This is a genomic window from Fusibacter sp. A1 (assembly GCF_004125825.1).
Classification (GTDB): domain Bacteria; phylum Bacillota; class Clostridia; order Peptostreptococcales; family Acidaminobacteraceae; genus QQWI01.
The window spans coordinates 66,247-86,232 of sequence record NZ_QQWI01000004.1; the positions used below are offsets into that span (position 1 = coordinate 66,247).

Annotated in this window: 15 protein-coding genes; 3 read left to right on the forward strand and 12 right to left on the reverse strand. The window is 45.2% G+C overall.

Annotation, left to right across the window (positions count from 1 at the left end; all coding sequences use genetic code 11):
- Window position 1: 1 nt before the first annotated feature.
- The 12 genes from DWB64_RS06120 to DWB64_RS06175 form a co-directional block, all read right to left on the reverse strand.
- Window positions 2-2,086, reverse strand: a complete 2,085-nt coding sequence (locus DWB64_RS06120) for a hypothetical protein (protein ID WP_129487328.1) — start codon at window positions 2,084-2,086, stop codon at window positions 2-4.
- Window positions 2,083-3,468 carry a CotH kinase family protein gene (locus DWB64_RS06125; protein ID WP_129487329.1) on the reverse strand — a complete coding sequence of 462 codons (1,386 nt, stop codon included), beginning with the start codon at window positions 3,466-3,468 and terminating at the stop codon, window positions 2,083-2,085. Before DWB64_RS06125 ends, DWB64_RS06120 begins: the two co-directional genes overlap by 4 nt.
- Entirely contained in the window at window positions 3,461-4,129 is a 669-nt protein-coding gene (locus tag DWB64_RS06130) for a DUF4956 domain-containing protein (protein ID WP_129487330.1), read from the reverse strand. Before DWB64_RS06130 ends, DWB64_RS06125 begins: the two co-directional genes overlap by 8 nt.
- Before the next feature lie 14 nt (window positions 4,130-4,143).
- Complete coding sequence (locus tag DWB64_RS06135) at window positions 4,144-4,836, reverse strand: polyphosphate polymerase domain-containing protein (RefSeq protein WP_164980265.1); 693 nt, start codon at window positions 4,834-4,836, stop codon at window positions 4,144-4,146.
- Between the two features lie 149 nt (window positions 4,837-4,985).
- On the reverse strand, window positions 4,986-6,233 hold the full coding sequence (purD, locus tag DWB64_RS06140; protein WP_129487332.1) for a phosphoribosylamine--glycine ligase: 1,248 nt from the start codon (window positions 6,231-6,233) through the stop codon (window positions 4,986-4,988).
- A gap of 257 nt (window positions 6,234-6,490) precedes the next feature.
- Window positions 6,491-8,020 carry a bifunctional phosphoribosylaminoimidazolecarboxamide formyltransferase/IMP cyclohydrolase gene (gene purH, locus DWB64_RS06145; protein ID WP_129487333.1) on the reverse strand — a complete coding sequence of 510 codons (1,530 nt, stop codon included), beginning with the start codon at window positions 8,018-8,020 and terminating at the stop codon, window positions 6,491-6,493.
- Window positions 8,021-8,061: 41 nt separating this feature from the next.
- Window positions 8,062-8,688, reverse strand: coding sequence for a phosphoribosylglycinamide formyltransferase (gene purN / locus DWB64_RS06150; protein ID WP_207713437.1), 627 nt, complete (start codon window positions 8,686-8,688; stop codon window positions 8,062-8,064).
- Entirely contained in the window at window positions 8,685-9,716 is a 1,032-nt protein-coding gene (gene purM / locus DWB64_RS06155; protein WP_129487334.1) for a phosphoribosylformylglycinamidine cyclo-ligase, read from the reverse strand. The genes purN and purM overlap by 4 nt, the downstream gene beginning before the upstream one ends.
- Before the next feature lie 12 nt (window positions 9,717-9,728).
- Window positions 9,729-11,144 (reverse strand): amidophosphoribosyltransferase, encoded by a 1,416-nt coding sequence (gene purF / locus DWB64_RS06160; protein ID WP_129487335.1) that lies wholly within the window; start codon window positions 11,142-11,144, stop codon window positions 9,729-9,731.
- Between the two features lie 11 nt (window positions 11,145-11,155).
- Window positions 11,156-11,854 (reverse strand): phosphoribosylaminoimidazolesuccinocarboxamide synthase, encoded by a 699-nt coding sequence (purC, locus tag DWB64_RS06165; RefSeq protein ID WP_129487336.1) that lies wholly within the window; start codon window positions 11,852-11,854, stop codon window positions 11,156-11,158.
- An 11-nt stretch (window positions 11,855-11,865) separates the two neighbouring features.
- Complete coding sequence (gene purE / locus DWB64_RS06170; protein WP_129487337.1) at window positions 11,866-12,357, reverse strand: 5-(carboxyamino)imidazole ribonucleotide mutase; 492 nt, start codon at window positions 12,355-12,357, stop codon at window positions 11,866-11,868.
- Between the two features lie 119 nt (window positions 12,358-12,476).
- Window positions 12,477-16,214: a phosphoribosylformylglycinamidine synthase gene (locus DWB64_RS06175; RefSeq protein WP_129487338.1), complete on the reverse strand. Its 3,738-nt coding sequence runs from the start codon at window positions 16,212-16,214 to the stop codon at window positions 12,477-12,479.
- Window positions 16,215-16,343: 129 nt separating this feature from the next.
- On the opposite strand from DWB64_RS06175, the gene DWB64_RS06180 reads away from it, so the two are divergent.
- The 3 genes from DWB64_RS06180 (at window position 16,344) to DWB64_RS06190 (ending at window position 19,975) form a co-directional block, all read left to right on the forward strand.
- Window positions 16,344-17,258, forward strand: a complete 915-nt coding sequence (locus tag DWB64_RS06180; RefSeq protein WP_129487339.1) for a LysR family transcriptional regulator — start codon at window positions 16,344-16,346, stop codon at window positions 17,256-17,258.
- A 76-nt stretch (window positions 17,259-17,334) separates the two neighbouring features.
- Window positions 17,335-17,637 carry a YerC/YecD family TrpR-related protein gene (locus DWB64_RS06185; protein ID WP_129487340.1) on the forward strand — a complete coding sequence of 101 codons (303 nt, stop codon included), beginning with the start codon at window positions 17,335-17,337 and terminating at the stop codon, window positions 17,635-17,637.
- A gap of 100 nt (window positions 17,638-17,737) precedes the next feature.
- Window positions 17,738-19,975: a methyl-accepting chemotaxis protein gene (locus DWB64_RS06190; RefSeq protein ID WP_129487341.1), complete on the forward strand. Its 2,238-nt coding sequence runs from the start codon at window positions 17,738-17,740 to the stop codon at window positions 19,973-19,975.
- Window positions 19,976-19,986 lie beyond the last annotated feature (11 nt).

Sequence of the window (19,986 nt, forward strand, 5' to 3'; positions counted from 1 at the left end):
ATCAGTTCTCCATAAAAAGATCTTTCATCAGTTGATAAGATTGCTTTTTTCTTGTTTCAAAACTCGGTTTGAACCATTCTTCCCAATCAAGCCTTACCGTTGGGAAAACAATTGTTTCATCCTCATCAACCCTACCGAAAGCAAGACCTACTCCATCTATTTTCAGCGGTGTGATGGTATGGGTCTCATAGAAGTCACCTTGAATCAGTTGACTTGCCGGAGACATAAAATTTAGAAGCGCATACGGGATTCTGACTTCAAGATGGTCTTTTGTCGAATACCAATCCGCTGCCGAATCGAACCGTTTGTCACTCGGATCCGAAATTCCACGGACAAAAGCTCCTGTCAATCTAAAATCGTTCAAATCGGTAACATGATCCATTTGACTGAGTGCGCTGCTGTCTGTAAACTGGTACATTTTAACGAAGAGCGGTTCAGCCTTCTCAAAGGGAAGCAAATCAGGTCTCACACGAATCTGTTGAGCCATTTTTCTAAAGCTGAAAGTGTCATAATAGGCATGCACATACATTTCCTGAACCCCTTCTTCAGAAAGTACGAGCACAAAATCAACAGGCCGGTCAAAGGTGATGTCAAATTTCTCAAAATAGGTGTGACCTGATAAAGGAGTGATGTCGAATCCAATAACCGTCGACGTCGACGCGGACAACTCCTTCACAGGATCGATCATCAAATACAGATAGTCAACACCGGCATGAACATAATAGTCACCGCTCGATGCTGATAGGAAAGGTTTTTCATTTCCCCAGTCTTCGATGGACTCATCCGGATATTTAAGTGCTTCACTATCTGCCGTGAAGCCTATTAGACCATAACCTTGTCCAAATGTTTGAGGATCATGCCAGTAAGGCGACTGGTCAGGAAGTTTAAGCTCCACCGTGTTCCAAGATGACTTAAACCAAGCGTCTTGCCAATCTCTTAGAAATTGACCTCCAAATCCATTTTCAGTGATTTCATTATATTGAATCGCAGTTAGTTCCCCCTGTCGTTGTTCACTTATAGATGCTGTAGGTTCATGATCCGCATACTCTGCGCAGAACCTCCCGCTTGGAACCCCATAAGCAGAAATCACAACCGGAATGGTATGATACTCACTGACAAGTTTCAGTATCTGGTCACTCGGCAAATCAGTGTCTTGCGATCTGAACACATTGAATCCTTCATAGTCATAACTGGCAAAGGTCCCCGTATGAAGACGCTCAGTCACTCCGATGTGCTCCATATCCGCAGTCGCATACGACCTAATCCAGTCGTAGTGCTCTTTCACTTCGGTAGAATCATACAGTTTCTTATGTAGCATGCCAAGATGACCTGCAGTCGAATATAAGCTCTGTTGCAAGTACTTATTAAACTCGTAGTTTGCAGCAACGTCCATCATCTCAGCGATAAATGCTTCAAAAGGGGTGGACTGGCCCTTCGTAAAGAAATAATCACCTTGATAGGTGCTTGTATCAAAAATGAGATTTGATATGGCGATATCGTCAATGCCCCATTCGACACCCATCACATACCCTATCAAATACTCTGAAACATCGACCGACTCGGTTTCAAATAAATAGATGCTCGACCAGAAAGTCTTGTTTCCATGAACTTTGTCGATCGTAGCTTTTATTTCCGTCCGATAGGCTTGTTTGAGATGCTCTGCAAGCGGGATCTCACCGTCTTTAAGGGCTACCTCATCAAAGTAGATTCCCTGAATGAAATACAGCGGGGAATCGACAGAGTCATTGTACTGTTTAAGTGCCTGATAGAACCTACCTGGCATCTTTGCCTCGACTTTTATCGTGTTCAGTCCAAGTTCGGACATCATCTTGAACCACTCTACATAGGTTTCGACCGCCACATCTTCCTCCCCAGGAAACGTACCAGGCTGAACCGGAGTCAAGTTGGTGCCATTGAGAGTGATTGCGGTCCATTTGTCATCTGTCCGTTTTATAAAAACATGATTGACCACCGAAAAATTTTCCACTCGATTTTTTGCACTTGTCTGTTGAAGAAACATTAATCCGCCTGTGATCGCAATCAGTAGGCCAAGGGCCGTGAAGAAGATAAACCGTCTCATATTCATTGGTCCACCCACTTTAAAAGACTATCGATGTTCTCGTCCATCCACTGACCCCTCTTTGTAATGAAGTTTTTAAGTCGTGACACCTCTGTCGGCAGATGATGTTCATCGAGAAGCATCTGATTCATATGATCGGCTAGGCGCATATCTTCGAGACCTAAGAAGCCGCGATAAGCCACATTGACTTTACTCGCAGTATAGAGCGTCTGATCCCTTTCAATGAATGGGCTTAGCACAGACATCGCCTCATCTATCTTACTTTGAAGCACATCATCGCTTAACTCCAACCTACGTAAATGCTTATACCTGTCGATTAGGATACCCACAAACTTCTTGTCATTCAAAAGTCTGTCGAACCATGCTCGCTGATGCATAAAAAAGCCTTTGTAATCATACATTTCAAAATTGAAATTGACATTGCCCATGGCGTTGTTAAAATCCCACACCGGACCTGCCATCAGTTTTCCACGTGCATCCTTGTAAAAGTAGGTGCTTTTGATGCCTGCATCCGTATTCATAAAGAACTCATTGATAATGACAAAGTCGACAAAAGAAAGCAGGTCCGCATACTCCTCATATCCCAGGCCCTCCACGTCATAATTGTCATGATACAGGTTCCGTTCAAAAAGACTGATCGTATCTTCCGTATAGTTTCTTTGAGCATCCGTTAGATTCACTCGCGGATAAACCTGCAGCATCTCATTGGGATACAGATAGAGTTCTTTCCCATAGACTTTCAAGAGCGTGTCTCCAATCCGGTAAGTATCGCGTTTCACAATGAATGAAGTCTCTTCGTATCCTTGAAGCGACGCGCTGATCTTGACTTTGTGATTGTCGCGGCGTATCTTTTCTGTCCAAGCATAGAGTCCCCTATAGGATAACACTCCATTAATCTCATGGTGGAGTTCTGTAAACTGAAGTCTAGGAGCATAACCCATGATGTCGAACGCCACAGAATAGCCTAAATAGTTTCTGATCATCGTCTTGTCGATAAAGGGGCCATTTAAAACCCAGTCCTCACCGGATGGCATATCCATGATAGACCGGCTCACCTCAACGCCATCCTCACCGATAAGCGAAAGTGAATACTGAGGTTTGCTAAATAGGTAGGAGCTTGAGCCTCTTTTTGAAGCCGTTATCCCATACTCTTTCTTTTCTTTACCATATTCTATGCTCATCGTCCCTGCGACAGGCGTTCTGTCTGTCACCGCTTGAGGCAATCTGAATACTGTTTTGGACACGTCAAGAAGTGGTGGAAAAGGATATTGTTCCACATCCACCTCAGACTCCTGTATATCCAACAGATAATAAAGCCCCATCAATGAAATTGTCAACATGATGACAGCAACGACAGCCAGTGCCAACCTTTTTGTCTTCTTAACCAATCGTCTCACCACTCTGTGCCAGAATATTTATGCTTCTCATTCCATGTAACTTATATAACCGATGTGCAAATCCTTTGTCATCACCGTTTTTCATTTTTACCTGATAAACAAGTTCTAGGCTTGTCTCAGTCGTATGTTTGGACTTCAATAAATACGTCTTAAAGGTTTTATTGACTTCTCCCATGATATTTTCTTCTTCAGAACGATCACCCCTGATGACGACGATATAGATATCTTTTTTGAACTTAAGTCCGACACCTGCAAATAGGAGGACAACACTTATCGCAAGGGTTGTTCCAACTCCAAGGCTAAAATTACCTGTTCCGGCGCATAATCCGATGGCGATCGACCAGAAGATGTACGCGGCATCTCTTGGGTCCTTGATGGCTGTTCGAAATCTGACAATGGATAAGGCACCGACCATCCCAAGCGAAAGCGCGACACTCGAACCGATCACCATCATGACGGCAGTAGTGACCATGCCGATCATAATCAGCGATGTATTGAATTTTCGATTATAGGTGACGCTTGAAAATGACAACCTATAGGTCACATACAGTATTAAGCCTAGTACAAGTGCGACTGACAGTCTTTGCAACATCACAAGCATCGTGACATCGCTGCTTGCGCCCTCTAAAAGTTTATATAATGTTTCTCTCATGATTTCTCCTCAGCCTATAGCATATTATTTTCTTCATAAAACCATCGTGAATTGCTGTATTTGCTTACTGCTCTGCTTGCTTCTTCTATTCCGCTTAATTGCCTGCTAATCCAGCGTGGCAGTCCACCGGAAGACTTAATCTCAAGAATTGCGAAATAATTATCTTGTACGGGAATCAACTGATCACCGTCTGAGAACAGGTCAAGATCAAACTCAGAAGATCTGAGTTCTGAATCGAGTGTTACTCTCGTATCATTCGCAAGGGACGTATAGGCTTTTCTTAAATAATCGATGAGCACCACCGGTTTGTAGCCGCCTGCCACAAGCAAGTGCCGAATTTCACCGGCAAGTTCATCTTCATAATTGTCTAAGCAATCATAATCGCAGGCTTGTAGTTTCATCGCATCTTCCATGCTAATCCACAAGCTGTCCTTTCTTTGAAAAGCACCCATTTTTCTTTTAATCTCGAGTTTGACCTTCTTTTTATCACCATAAACTCTTAGGCGAATTTTTTTTCTGACCTCAACTCCGTTTACTTTTTCAAAATAGTCATTATCATTGATGCTATCGAAGTAAAGCGACCTTATGTAATACCCATAATCCCCATTATTTATATCAGGCTCCAGCATTCTCGGTAAGAGACTGCATAAATTTCCGTATTCAGTCACATTTAACCGATATTTAGTTTCTTTTCTATCAACTCGCATGTTTTTCCCCCCCTCTACAATTATACACATTTTTTAAGCAATTATCGCCGGTTATCCTGCTTTAAGTCATTTCATTTTTTTAGTCTATGCGACCACTTACCGCAAAACGTACACATGAAAAAATCCATGTCTTCCGACATGGACTTTTCCTACTTTGCGATATCTGTTCTATACATCATATCCTTGAACTTGATATGTTTCATTTCCTCATAAACGAGTGTTCTAGCGGCTTCTATCGTGTCGCCTTTGGCAACCACGCTTAACACCCTTCCGCCGTTTGTCACAATCCTGCCGTCTACTTCTTTTGTTCCCGCATGGAAGACCACCGCGTTTTTCACTTCTTTAAGGCCTGTGATCTCGTCGCCTTTTTTGTAGGCCTCAGGATAACCTCCCGCCGCCATCACAAGCGTTACCGCAGCTTCATCAGACCATGTCAGGTTCACTTGATTCAGCTGCTGGGCGACGGTCTTCAACATGACGTCAAGAAGGTCGTTCTCAAGACGCACCATCAGGCTTTGCGTTTCAGGATCACCGAACCTTGTGTTGAACTCGAACACCTTGGGTTGACCGTCCTTTAGGATCAGGCCGATGAACACAAGTCCCTGATATTCAAGCCCATCCGCCTGTAGTCCTTTGATAAAGGGCTGCAGCACTTTGTCGTTGATTGTTTTCTTTATCTCATCCGTATATAGCCTACTTGGCGAATAGGTTCCCATACCGCCTGTGTTTAGCCCCAGATCACCGTCATAAGCCCTTTTGTAGTCTTGAGCGCTTTCAAGGGATACTATCGTATTTCCGTCTACAAAGCAAAGTTCGGATGCCTCGATGCCCGTCAAAAACTCTTCGATGACAACGATGCTTCCGGCTTCACCGAAACTGTTGCCCACAAGCATGTCCTTGATTGCTTCGACCGCTTCATTGGCTGTTTGTGCGATGATTACACCCTTACCGGCAGCCAGACCGTCCGCCTTGATGACAACCGGCAGACCGAAACCAGGAAGCGCGGCGACCGCTTTAGCCACATCATCAAACCGCCCGTACTTGGCTGTGGGGATATCGTGTCTGAGCATGAACTCTTTTGAATAGGCCTTGCTGCCTTCAAGCCTTGCAGCCTTCTTGTGGGGGCCAAACGCCTTGATGCCCTTGTCGTTTAATCTGTCTACGATTCCCATACAAAGGGGATCTTCAGGTCCCACCACGACAAACTCGATATTTTCATCCACTGCGAAATCGACAAGTCTGTCGATGTCGGTCGCCCCGATATCCACACACTCGGCAATTTCTGCGATTCCAGGATTACCCGGTGCCGCATACAGCTTAGTCAGCTTCTCACTTTGAGCAAGTTTCCATGCAAGCGCATGCTCTCTTGCGCCACCGCCTATCAATAGTACTCTCACACCATCGTCCTCCATTTATATCGTCTCATCCGCATACCCTTTACACGTCGGATTGTTTATGGAATAATAGAAACCCGGACTATTTAAAATAATCCGGGCGAGGTAGAAGTTGGGTAGACTCCTACCTCTATCCGCAAGAAAATCCTGCGGACCACAAGCGCAGATGTGAGGGTTAATCGACAAAGAGGTAACTTTTTAAGTTAACTCACACCTGCGCGAATGTGCAGTGCGAACGTTTCGGGCGTTCGCACTTTTTTTTAATGCTTAAAATGTCTCATTCCGGTGAAGACCATGGCGATTCCATAGGCATTCGCCTTATCGATCGAATCCTGATCTTTCATCGATCCTCCAGGTTGGATGATGGCGGTGACACCCGCTTTTGCAGCAGCCTCCACGACATCTTCAAACGGGAAGAAAGCATCCGATGCTAGTACAGATCCTCTTGTTTCCACTTCGGATTGTCTGATCGCGTTTTCAGTCGGCCAGATCCTGTTGACTTGGCCAGGTCCAAGACCCACTGTCTGCAGTCCTTTCGCAAGTACGATACCGTTTGATTTCACGTGTTTTACAACTTTATATGCGAAAATCAGGTCCGCCATTTCTTTTTCTGTTGGTAATCTATCGGTTACTGTTTTAAGCTCTGTGTAAAGTTCAGTGTTTTCATCTTGAATCAATACGCCATCACTAAGACGTTTGACATCATAAGTAGGAACCACCTTCGCAACATCCAGAACCAGCAGTCTGATGTTCTTTTTTTGTGTTAAGATAGCAAGCGCCTCTTCATCAAAGCTTGGAGCGATGACGATTTCTAAAAAGATCTGATGTAACTTTTCGGCAGTTTCCACGTTTACTTCACGGTTGAATGCCACAATTCCGCCAAAGATCGACTTAGGATCACAGTCATGGGCTCTAGTATAGGCTTCGAACACGTCTCGACCGACGCCTACTCCGCATGGATTGGCATGTTTCACTGCGACACATGCTGTTTCTTCAAATTCCCTCACACAGTTGATCGCAGCTTGTGCATCGTTCAGGTTATTGAACGAAAGCTGTTTTCCGTGAAGCTGCTGGGCACCTGCAAGTCCAATCGTAAGCGGCAGCGCATCTTTGTAGAATACCGCCTTCTGGTGCGGATTCTCACCATATCTAAGGTCTGACGCCTTATCAAACGCCATCGTCAGTTTTTCAGGATACTGGTTCGCGCCTTCTATGTTTCTTCTTAGGTGGTCGCTGATCATCGCATCATAATGTGCGGTGTGCTCAAATACTTTCAGTGCGAGCAGTTGCTTTTGATTGAAGGAAATATCCTCTTTTTCAAGACCTTCTACGATCCAGGCATAGTCCGCCGGATCAACCGCAACGATTACATCTTTATGGTTTTTCGCTGCAGATCTTAACATGGTAGGACCGCCGATATCGATGTTTTCAATCGCGTCCTCCATCGTGCATTCCGGTTTTGACACGGTTTCTCTGAATGGGTACAGATTGATGGCGACAACATCGATCGTAGCGATGCCAAACTCATCGAGTGTGGCCATATGCTCTTTGTTCTCTCTCATCGCAAGAATCCCTGCATGAACGACAGGATGCAGTGTTTTCACTCTTCCATCCAGACATTCCGGAAACCCTGTGATTTCGGTGATGCCTGTGACAGCAATCCCCTTGTCTTTCAAAAGTTTTAGCGTACCGCCAGTCGATACGACTTCAAAACCCAATCGAACCAGGTTTGCAGCAAATTCCACAACACCTGTCTTATCAAACACACTAATCAGAGCCCGCTTTTTCATTACTTTCCTCCACAAAACACAACGATCGTCCCAACGTTAACTTATTTCTTTATAAAGACTCTTTCACCATCAAAGATCACTTCGCCTTTTATCACTGCATCTACGGCTCTTGGTAAAATTCGATGTTCTATCTCAAGTACTTTTTTCTGAATCGTCTCGGGCGTGTCTTTCAGACTCACAGGGCAGCACTCCTGAATCAGGATGGCACCCGTATCGATGCCGCCATCCACAAAGTGGACGGTGGCGCCTGTTAGTTTCACACCGCTCTTGTAAACCGCCTCATGCACGTGCATGCCGTAGTATCCCTTGCCGCAAAATGAAGGAATAAGGGCAGGATGGATATTGAGAATCCTACCTGCATACGCCTTTGTTATTTCTGGGGTCAGGATAGCCAGGTAACCTGCAAGCACGATCAGGTCTATCTTCCTATCTTTTAAAAGTCCCAACACATCCGCATTGTATGCTTCAGTCGTGCTAAAATCCTTCACTCGTTTGACCACATGGTGTATCTGATGGCTTTTAGCCCGTTCAAAAGCATAAAGACCAGGCTTTGAACCTACGACAAGATCGATACTGCCGTTTTCGATTTCGCCGCTTAAGGTGGCGTCGATAAGGCTCTGCAAATTGCTGCCAGAACCCGATACGAAAACAGCAATCCTTTTTATCATAGGATCACACCTTCAGAACCATTTACAATCGATCCCAGTGTAATGCCATGAACGCCTTCTGATTCAAGGGTTTTCAGAGTTTTTTCCACATCTTCCTTTGCAATCACGAGTACAAATCCTACCCCCATGTTGAAGGTGTTGAACATATCCGTATCTTCAAGGTTGCCATACTTCTTGAGCGCCTTAAAGAGTTTTGGTACTTCCCATGAGCTTCTGTCGATTTTAGCGCTGACTCCAGCAGGTAATGTTCTTGGAATATTCTCGATGAATCCACCACCTGTGATATGGGCGGCACCCTTTACAGTCACCGTATTGATTACTTTAAGCACAGGTTTCACATAAATTCTTGTAGGAGTGATCAGTGCTTCTTTCACTGTCATGCCTGTATCGGCAAGTTGATCCTCAAGCGTCAATCCTGCAACATCAAAGATCAGCTTTCTAACTAGTGAGTAACCGTTTGAGTGGATTCCTGAAGATGGCAGTCCGATAATCACATCACCCTCTACAATCGTTGAGCCGTCGATGATTTTCTTCTTATCGACCATACCCACCGTGAAGCCTGCCATATCGTATTCGCCATCCGCGTAAAAGCCCGGCATTTCGGCAGTTTCACCACCGACAAGCGCACAACCCGCAAGCCTGCATCCATCAGCGATTCCTTTGACCAGTGCGGCGGCTTTTTCAGCCTTTAAGGCACCTGTCGCAAGGTAATCCAAGAAGAACAGGGGCGTAGCGCCCTGACAGAGAACATCGTTCACGCACATGGCGACAAGGTCCTGCCCGACAGTATCGTGTATATCCGTCATAAATGCGATTTTAAGTTTTGTTCCAACTCCGTCGGTTCCTGATACGAGTACCGGTTCTTCCATGCCTTTCATAGGTAATTGGAACAGACCGCCGAAGCTTCCGATGCCTGTGAGCACGTTTTCGTTGAAAGTGCTCTTCACATGTTCCTTCATTTGCTCAACGGCTTTATAGCCTTCTTCAATATTCACTCCGGCGTCTTTATACGTGATTTTTTCAGACATAGTTTAAACTCCTTAGTTCTTCTCGAACACAAATTTATTACCGATGGCAGGTACGGACATCGGGTAATCTCCGTTGAAACAAGCCGTACAAAGCGTGCTGTAATCAGCACCGATCGATTCCACAAGCCCTTCTATGCTAAGGTAGCCAAGCGAATCGGCGTGGATCATGTCTCTGATCTCTTCTACCGTATGTGTCGCACCGACAAGCTGTTTCTTGCTTGGCGTGTCGATACCGAAATAGCAGCTGTGGGCTACAGGTGGTGAGCTCACGCGTACGTGGACTTCCTTGGCGCCTGCGCTCTTAAGCATGTCGACGATACGTCTGCTTGTCGTACCGCGCACGATTGAATCGTCGATCATGATGATGCGCTTCCCTACTATGTTGTCTGTAAGTACGTTTAGTTTCAGTCTTACAGCTAGTTCTCTTGATTTTTGATCCGGTTGGATAAAGGTTCTACCCATGTATTTGTTTTTGATCAGACCTACACCATATGGGATACCTGATTCTTCTGCATAACCGATAGCTGCTGCGATGCCTGAATCGGGCACTGCGATCACAAGGTCTGCGTCCACAGGATGCTGTTTGGCAAGCGAGCGGCCCGCGTTTCTTCTTGCGATATAGACGCTCTGTCCATCCATGATGGAATCGGGTCTGGCGAAGTAGACATACTCAAAGGCGCAAACCGCCTTGCGTTTTGACATGCAAACGGTATGGCTATCCACACCGTTTTCGTCGATAATGACCATTTCACCCTTGTTGATGTCCCTTACAAACTTGGCACCTACAACGTCAAGTGCGACACTTTCTGATGCGAGTACATAGCCGCCGTCGTCGAACTGACCTAGGCAAAGAGGACGAAGGCCATGTGGATCCCTAACTCCTACCAGTTTGTCTTCACAAGTGATCACAAGCGCGTATGCGCCTTCGATTTTTTCAAGCGCTTTGACGATGCTGTCCTTGTAGCCGAGGCTATAGTGACGTGCGATCAGGTTGGCGATAACCTCAGAGTCGATAGAAGTAGTGAAGATCGAACCCTCATCTTCAAGGTCTTCTCTGATTTTTGTGGCATTCACTAGGTTTCCGTTGTGTGCTAGTGCGATCGAACCGCCCTTATATTGCACTACAAGCGGCTGAGCGTTTGCAACATAGCTTTCACCCGTCGTCGAGTATCTCACGTGGCCTATACCGATATCACCAGTGCCTATTCTTTCTAGGACCTTGTCGTTGAAGACTTCCTGTACTAGTCCCATCTCTTTGTAATAGCTTGCTTTTCCGTTTCGACTTACCGATATTCCCGCACTCTCTTGACCGCGGTGTTGTAGGGCAACAAGACCAAAGCAGAGCATTTGTGATAAATGCTCCGCTCCTGATTTATAGATGCCGATGACCCCACATTCTTCTTTTAGCTTATCATCGAATATATGCATCATAACCTCCGTTACAGTCTGTTAAGAACTTCTTGGTATACTGCTTCCACATCGCCCATGTCTCTTCTGAAACGGTCTTTATCCAGTTTTTTATTGGTTTCAACGTCCCAGAGTCTGCACGTATCCGGTGAAATTTCATCGGCAAGAATAACCTCACCCTTATAAACTCCGAACTCAAGTTTGAAGTCGATCAGTTTCATTCCTCTTTCAAGGAAAAAGGCTTTCAAGATTTCGTTGATCTGGTGTGTATATTTTTTAATTGTCGCAATTTGCTCAGCTGTTGCAAGCTCCATTGCGATCGCATGGTCGTCATTGATTAAAGGATCGCCGTAAGCGTCATTCTTATAGCTGAACTCAAGGATCGTGTGTTTGATCTCAGTACCTTCTTCGATACCTACACGCTTTGCCATAGAACCTGCGATCACGTTTCTGATGATCACTTCAAGTGGAAGGATTTCAACTGCTTTGACGAGTTGCTCATTGTCGCTGACAAGTTCAATCAAATGGTTTGGAATTCCCTTTTCAGCAAGCATTTTAAAAATCAGCGCGGACATCTTGTTGTTTACAACGCCTTTACCCACAATCATACCTTTTTTTTCACCGTTGAAAGCCGTCGCATCATCTTTGTATTCTACCAAGTAAACATCCGCATCATCTGTTTTATAAACTCTCTTTGCTTTACCTTCATATAGCATTTCTAGCTTTTGCATGATAGATCCTCCTATGCCTTTAGCATTTCTTGAACTTTTGCGTTCTTTGCGTGTACTTCATCAGCCATTTGTTTTTTGAATGCTTTAAAAGCCACTCTAAGTTCAGGGTACTTAAGTGAAAGAATTTGAACCGCAAGCAGACCTGCGTTTTGAGATCCGTTGATAGCGACTGTCGCCACAGGGACCCCGCTAGGCATTTGAACCATTGAAAGCAGTGAATCCAAACCATCCATTGTTGAAGACTTGATCGGAAGCCCGATAACAGGCAATGAGGATACGCCTGCGATAACACCTGCAAGGTGAGCCGCTTTACCTGCACAGCCGATAAAGAGTTCTATACCTTCATCTTCTGCATTCATAACAAATTCGACCGCCTCATGCGGTGTTCTATGTGCTGAAAGTACTCGCACAACCGATTCGACACCAAATTTGCTTAATTCGTCAATCGCACCTTTTACAACACTGTAATCTGAATCAGAACCCATCAAAATTGCTACTTTCATATGCTTACCTCTTTCTTTCTTCCCGTTAATATCATCTTACCAAAGCTCTACTTTTCTTTCAATACAAATACGAATTATTAAGTTGTTTTAATAAATCAATGTTCGTTATATGACGAACATTATTTAAAATACTTGACACCTGACGCGAAAATGTCCATATCGAAGTCGCCAGGAATATTCTGATAAAGTCCTTTTCCGAATCTTTCGGTGTGACCCATTTTTCCAAATACTCGACCGTCAGGACTCACTGCACCTTCAATGCCATAAACAGATCCGTTTGGATTGAACTGACCGTCCATCGTCACATCACCATTGAGGTCAACGTACTGCGTGATGATCTGACCGTTTTCAATCAGTCTTCTTAACGCGTCACCTTCTGCTACAAATCGACCTTCGCCGTGTGACACAGCGACATTGTACTCAGCGCCCACAGGCGTGGTAGTAAGCCATGGTGAATTGTTCGATGCTACCTTCACCCTTGAAATCGTCGATACGTGGCGTGCTATCTTGTTGTAGGTCAGAGTAGGATCGTGCTTATCAAGCGATCTGATCTCGCCATGGGTGATAAGACCGAGTTTTACCAGTGCCTGGAATCCGTTGCAGATACCGAGCATCAGACCGTCTTTTTCTTTTAACAGTTTCATGACTGCTTCTGTCACTGCAGGATTTCTGAAGGCAGTTGCAATGAACTTGGCAGAACCGTCCGGTTCATCACCAGCGCTGAATCCGCCAGGTAGCGCGATCATCTGCGAGCTTTCGATCCCTTTGACCATCGCAGCGATCGATTCTTCTATATTGCCCGCTCCGATGTTTCTGAATACTTGAATCTCAGCTTCAGCACCGTTTAGCTCAAAGGCTCTTGCCATGTCGTATTCACAGTTGGTGCCAGGGAATACCGGAATATAAACCTTCGGTTTAGCGATTTTGATGGCTGATGTGAACACTTTCTTTGTTTCAAAGCTCAAGGATTTAACTTCACCATCCGCTGTCTCAGCACTTGGGAAGATCGTTTCAAGTCCTTTTGTATAATCAGATCTCAATGCTTCTAGGGTTGTTTTTTCGCTTCCGATAGAAACAAGGCTGTCTTCTCTTGTAAGGGCGACCGGTAAATGTGGTACCGATAAAAGGCTGCCCGGTTTAACTTCAAGTACCATGCCACCGATCCAAGGTGTCGATAGCGTATCTATCGAACCGACTTCCACATCGAACCCGATGCCGTTACCCATCGCCATCACAGTCATCGCTGTAAGCATACCGCCTTGACCGATCGTTTTGGCTGAAAGGACGTCACCGCTTCTCATATGTTTGTTGATTGCTTCAAAGTCCTTCTTCAGTGATTCAAGGTTCAAGGTGAAATCCTTATTGTAAGGTGGCATGTATGCGACAAGCATATTGCCCGCACCTTTTAGTTCCGGTGAAATCACCTCATCCACTTCGCCGTGATTCACAGCAAAGGAGATCAGCGTCGGAGGTACGTCGATATCCTTAAAGGTACCTGACATACTGTCCTTGCCGCCGATCGCTGGTATTCTCATCGCATCTTGTACGGCAAAAGCCCCAAGAAGCGCACTAAATGGTTTACCCCATTTTGCCGGGTTCTCCCCTAGTTTTTCAAAATATTCCTGGAACGACAGCCTAGTCTTGTTCACGTCGAATCCTAAAGCGACTAATTTCGCAAGAGACTCCACTACAGCGTAGTAAGCGCCGTGGAAAGGACTCCAAGAAGCAAGATCCGGATGGAAGCCATAGGTCATCGCAGAACAGGTCGTCGTCTCTTTGCCAAGCACAGGGATTTTAGCGACCATACCGTCAACAGGAGTCAACTGATGTTTACCACCAAGCGGCATCAGTACCGTTCCTGCTCCAATCGTCGAGTCGAACATTTCCTGAAGCCCCTTTTGCGAGGTGATATTAAGTGAGCTCAACTTGGCTTTAAGTTGCCATACCACAGACTCATCATCTGTCATTGACGGTTTGAAGAAAGTTTCCAAGGCGTCATAAGCCTTGACTTCAACAGCTTGAGTCTGTCTTACTCCATTGGTATCGAGGAACTCCCTTTTAACATCGAAGATCGTCTGATCCTTCCAAAACATTCTCAATCGACCTGAATCCGTGATGTCGGCGACAACCACCGCTTCCACGTTTTCTTTCGCAGATAGATGCAGGAATTTATCTACATCTTCTTTTTCTACCACTACCGCCATACGTTCCTGCGATTCCGAAATTGCAAGTTCGGTGCCGTCGAGTCCGTCGTATTTTTTTGGAACCCTATCCAAGTGGATATCTATCGAGTCTGCGATCTCACCTATGGCGACAGATACTCCGCCTGCGCCAAAGTCGTTACAACGTTTGATCAGTCTCGTCAGCTCTTTATTTCTAAATAGTCTTTGAATTTTTCTCTCCGTCGGTGGATTGCCCTTTTGTACTTCTGCTCCGCATGCGAGGATCGAATCCTCCGTATGCTCTTTAGAAGAACCTGTGGCTCCGCCACAACCGTCTCTACCCGTTCTACCGCCGACCAGAATGACGATATCGCCAGGCATCGGAGTTTCTCTACGGACAAAATCCTTAGGGCAGGCCGCGATAACCGCACCCACTTCCATACGTTTTGCCACATAGTTCGGATGATATACTTCTGCAACCTGTCCTGTTGCAAGACCTATCTGATTGCCGTAAGATGAATAACCTCTAGCGGCCTCTTTCGTAATTTTCTTTTGAGGAAGCTTTCCTGCAAGCGTCTCACTCAAAGGCGTGCGTGGATCGGCAGCACCTGTGACCCTCATCGCCTGATAGACGTAGGCTCTACCTGAAAGCGGATCCCTGATAGCCCCACCAAGGCAAGTCGCCGCTCCACCGAAAGGCTCGATTTCAGTCGGGTGGTTGTGTGTCTCGTTCTTATACATGAGGAGCCATTCTTCCGTGCCCTCAGAAGTATTGACGGGAATCTCAATGCTGCAGGCGTTGATTTCTTCCGATTCATCCAGGTTATCAAGATCGCCTGTCCTTTTAGCGTCTTTCATCGCAATCACTGCAAGGTCCATCAAGGTGACAGGACGGTCCGTTTGACCGTAGACAGCAGTTCTTACTTCAAGGTATCTGTCATAGGCCTCTTTTACTGGTAATAGCGACGGATCCTCGTCAAAAGCGATCTCGTCGATCGCAGTCATAAATGTCGTATGTCTGCAGTGGTCCGACCAGTAGGTGTCGATCGCCTTAAGCTCAGTGATCGTCGGATTTCTCTTTTCGGTGTTGATATAGTACTCTTGTATATGCATCAGATCATCCAGCGTCATCGCAAAACCCATCGTGTAGCTGAACTGTTTCATCTCACCTAAGGTGAACGTCGTAAATCCGTCAATCGATTCCACCTTGTGAGGTACTTCAAAGTCCATCACAATCGACTTTGGTATCTCAAGAATGGCTTCTCTGGAATCAACCGGGTTGATCATGTAATTCACAATCGCTTTTTTTGTATCCTCGTCAAACTGCCCGTCAAGCATGTATAACTTGAATGATCTGACTGCCGGTCTTACAGAACCGCTTAAGATCTGGATACATTCCGCCGCAGAATCCGCTCTCTGATCGAACTGGCCTGGCAAGTATTCGACACCAAAGTAGAAATCGGCATTTTTGTAATCAAAGCTTTCATCGTATACCGTATCCACATTCGTCTCAGATAAAATGTTTAAAGTGGCTTCACGCATCAAAGCCTCATCGATACCTTCAACGTCATAGACGTTGATCACACGCATCTTTTTCAGTCCGTCAAGGCCTAGACCTTCTTTTAAACTCTTGACCAAGTGGTCTGCTTCCACATCAAATCCTGCTTGTTTCTCGACATAAACTCTAGCAATCATTTAAACACCTCTCACCTTATCTATTCACTATAGATGCAACCGCATCAAATCTTCACAGCTTGATTTTATCACAGGATGATCTATAATAAATATTAATATTACTCATGTATTTATTAAGGAGGCTTATAGATGAATGTGACACTTGATTATTACAGGATCTTCTATGAAATCGTTAAAGCCGGCAGTTTTTCAAAAGCCGCAAAAGTCTTATTCGTCTCTCAGTCAAGCGTCAGCCAGTCGCTGGCAAAACTTGAGGAAGCGCTTGGTCTGACACTTATTGAAAGAACCACCAAGAGCATGAAGCTCACAAGCGCGGGAGAACTGCTTTATGCCGATGTCACAGAAGTAATCGAGCGCATCAACCATAGTGAAAAGCGAATGGCCAAGCTTGTGCGCATGGATGAGGGCTCGATCAGTATCGGGGTGTCCGATACGATCTGCAGGTACTTTCTGATGCCCTACTTAAGCCGTTATAAAAAAGCCTATCCGAATATCCATATCACCCTTTCAAACCGACCCTCGGCGGTTTCTGTCCAAGCGCTAAGAGGCGGCGAAATCGATCTGGCCGTTGTCAATGTCCTTCCAAACATGAAGGGACCTGACACCGACATCATCGAACTGAAATCCTTTGATGAGGTGCTCATAACTAGAGTCGACAGCGCTATCGACGAGCTGACCACACTTGAGGAGCTCATAGACTATCCCTTTATCAGTCTAGAAAAAGGGGCGACCACAAGGGACTATACCGAAATGATATTCGCAGCACATGGACTTGAGTTCAAACCGGAGATAGAGCTAAGCAGCCTAGATCTGATCTTTGATTTTGTAAAAGCTGGCTTCGGTATCGGAGTGGTTCCCGAGTATGCCCTTGAGGCGCATCAGGACATCAAAGTCGTAAAGCTTCCACTAGACGGCACCTTGAGCTCTAAAACCCCATCCGAAGCCCAAGCTAAAAAAAGACAGATCGGTGTCGTCACGTCCTCCAAGCTTCCGCAAAACATCGCGACTAAACAGTTCATTAAAGATTTATTGGGTAAAGACTAAGAAACTGATGCTACATGTGTGTTTTTTTGATAAACTGTTAAGGAATCATCACACCAATCCAAGGAGGATACCAAGCATGTCCTATCAGCCTAAGTACACCGATCCACTGATCGATCAGCTTTACAAAGCTATTCTAACCCTAGAAACAAAAGAGGACTGCGAACGGTTCTTCGACGACATCTGTACGATCAGCGAAGTCCAGTCCTTGTCCCAGCGCCTTAAGGTGGCTGAGCTCCTGGATAATCAGGAGACTTATTCGCATATCGAGGACGTCACTGGAGCGTCGACCGCTACAATCAGTAGAATAAGTAAGTGTTTACAGTCGCAAACAGGCGGGTATAAACTCATCCTTGAACGACTCAAGGCAAAACAGAAGTAGAAAGTTAAAACACTTGCTGTTATAATAAAGTATCCGAAATTTTAGAATATTAAACATGTTATCGTGTGAACCTGTTGCATGGTACTGAGGAGGAGCTAGTATGTTTAAGGGCAAAAAAAAGAAAGCGACAGCACCTGTAATCGATGGTGCTTCAATAAGCGAAGCAGCTGATGAGAAGAAGAAGAAGGTAAAAAAGACGAAAAAGACCCCAAAAGCGAAGAAAGAAAAAGCTGTAAGGTCCGACAAACCGTCCAAGCGTTCTAAAAAATCGAAATCCGTTAAAAATGAAGGTCCAGGCAGTAGCCTCTCCTTTAAGAACTGGAAAATCGGGACTAAAATCATCGTTGCATTCATTCTTGTCCTTATCGCAGTTATCTATATCGTACTTCGCGGCTATACCCTCATCTCTTCGATAAAGGATGATGATATTCCGCTGATTCAATCTCAGATGCAACTCAATCAGATCGTCAAGGACATGAACTCCACCCAAAAGGACTTCTTGCTTGTAGATTCTAAGAATCCGCAGTTCTTCAAGGACGACACCAACAACGATGACTTCACCTTGAATTCGACACCTCGAACAATCCAGTTCTATGCCCTGCTGGAGCAGGCAAATAAAAAGTTCGAAATCATGCTCGGCACAGATTTAGTCAAGCGTAACCTCAGCATCAAAGATAAGATCAAAGATGTCCAGCGCAATCTGGACGATTACAACTATTACTTCGATCAGATGCACTTCAACACACAACTCAAGGGTTTTGGTGATGCAGGACTGATCGGTGACACAACTAAGCTTAAGAATGATTTGAAATCGAAGCTGATCGTCTTCTCTTCAGATCAGGCGGTCCAAAAAATGCTTTCCGAAGTGGACTCGGCATATGTCAACTATCTCTATACGATGGACATCCAGTACTTCAACCAAATCAAAGGTGTCTTTACCACGCTAAACCAAAAGGTCATTCAAAGTGACAAACCGGATAGCTTCAAAGACGGTTACAGTGAAATGAACAGTGAGTTCATCACATCATTCGAGGCGCTGATCGCACTGAACGATAAAATTGGTAAAACAGACTCAGAAGGAATCTACGGAGATATGAACGCAGCACTGAATAGAGTGCTTGTATCCTCTGAAGAACTCAATCAATTGTTTGAAGAGAAGATCATGGGTCAAATCAGTTCCATGGTGACAAGTGTGGCGATCATTGTCGGTATCATGCTCGTTATCGTCATCATCTTCGCCATCATCATCTCGCGTATCATCTCGCAACCGGTTAAAAACCTTAACGTGATGCTTAAGGATATCTCTGAAGGTGAAGGAGACCTCACTAAAATGCTCGAAGTCAAGACGAAAGAAGAGCTTGGCTTACTGGCTACCCTATTCAATAACTTTGTCACTAAAATCAGAGACGTCGTCATTAAAGTTAAATCAAGTGTGACTACGCTAACGACTTATACAGAAGAGATCTACGGTGCTATCGAACAAGCCAACGACAGTATCGAGAATATGAACATCGAAGTACAGGCGATGGTCGACGGGCTACAGAACAACGCAAGCGTAGTTCAGGAAACAACAGCAAGCATTCAGGAACTTTCAAGCAGTGCGGCGATGATCGCAAAAGAAGCCCACGCTGTGGCAAATGACTCGACAGAAGTTTTAGAAGCTTCCAAGCAGGGTGCCCAAAAGCTCAACCATGTAGTCAAGAGCATCGAACAGGTGAAAGAATCTTCGGAATCGATGGCAAATGTGATTTCAACACTTAAATTATCCTCACAAGAAATCGTAGGTATCGTAAGTATCATCAACGCCATCGCGGAGCAGACATCGCTTCTCGCACTCAACGCTTCTATAGAAGCTGCAAGAGCCGGAGAGCACGGTCGTGGATTCTCAGTTGTCGCCGAGGAAGTCAGAAAGCTCGCAGAACAGTCCAAAGGTTCGGCATTCGAGATCAACGGTATCATCAAGCAGATTTCAAAAGATATCGATGGCGCCAACGAAACGATGATTACAGAACAAACCTACGTAACAGAAAGTGTGAAACAGGTTTATGAAACAAATATGAGCTTCACGCAAATTCTTGAACTGATCCAGGCGATCGACGACAAGCTCAATACGATTTCAGATGGAGCTACACAGCAATCCGAAATCTCTGATGATATGGCTAAAGCGATCGACGAGTTGTCGGATATCATGCAGACCAACGCGACATCCGCTGAAAGAATCGGCGAGAGCGTTGAAATGCAAGTTGCCACCTTCGAAGAAATCGGTGCCAGCATATCAGAACTTAAGACGATGGCCCAGATCCTTGAAACAGAAACAAATAGGTTTAAAGTCGACTAAAGCAAAATGCC

What these genes read in the sequence shown, in the direction of transcription:
- DWB64_RS06120 (WP_129487328.1), bottom strand. Translation starts at nt 2,086, where the DNA reads ATGAATATGAGACGGTTTATCTTCTTCACGGCCCTTGGCCTACTGATT.
- DWB64_RS06130 (WP_129487330.1), bottom strand. Translation starts at nt 4,129, where the DNA reads ATGAGAGAAACATTATATAAACTTTTAGAGGGCGCAAGCAGCGATGTC.
- DWB64_RS06135 (WP_164980265.1), bottom strand. Translation starts at nt 4,836, where the DNA reads ATGCGAGTTGATAGAAAAGAAACTAAATATCGGTTAAATGTGACTGAA.
- purH (WP_129487333.1), bottom strand. Translation starts at nt 8,020, where the DNA reads ATGAAAAAGCGGGCTCTGATTAGTGTGTTTGATAAGACAGGTGTTGTG.
- purN (WP_207713437.1), bottom strand. Translation starts at nt 8,688, where the DNA reads ATGATAAAAAGGATTGCTGTTTTCGTATCGGGTTCTGGCAGCAATTTG.
- purM (WP_129487334.1), bottom strand. Translation starts at nt 9,716, where the DNA reads ATGTCTGAAAAAATCACGTATAAAGACGCCGGAGTGAATATTGAAGAA.
- purF (WP_129487335.1), bottom strand. Translation starts at nt 11,144, where the DNA reads ATGCATATATTCGATGATAAGCTAAAAGAAGAATGTGGGGTCATCGGC.
- purC (WP_129487336.1), bottom strand. Translation starts at nt 11,854, where the DNA reads ATGCAAAAGCTAGAAATGCTATATGAAGGTAAAGCAAAGAGAGTTTAT.
- purE (WP_129487337.1), bottom strand. Translation starts at nt 12,357, where the DNA reads ATGAAAGTAGCAATTTTGATGGGTTCTGATTCAGATTACAGTGTTGTA.
- DWB64_RS06175 (WP_129487338.1), bottom strand. Translation starts at nt 16,214, where the DNA reads ATGATTGCTAGAGTTTATGTCGAGAAACAAGCAGGATTTGATGTGGAA.
- DWB64_RS06180 (WP_129487339.1), top strand. Translation starts at nt 16,344, where the DNA reads ATGAATGTGACACTTGATTATTACAGGATCTTCTATGAAATCGTTAAA.
- DWB64_RS06185 (WP_129487340.1), top strand. Translation starts at nt 17,335, where the DNA reads ATGTCCTATCAGCCTAAGTACACCGATCCACTGATCGATCAGCTTTAC.
- DWB64_RS06190 (WP_129487341.1), top strand. Translation starts at nt 17,738, where the DNA reads ATGTTTAAGGGCAAAAAAAAGAAAGCGACAGCACCTGTAATCGATGGT.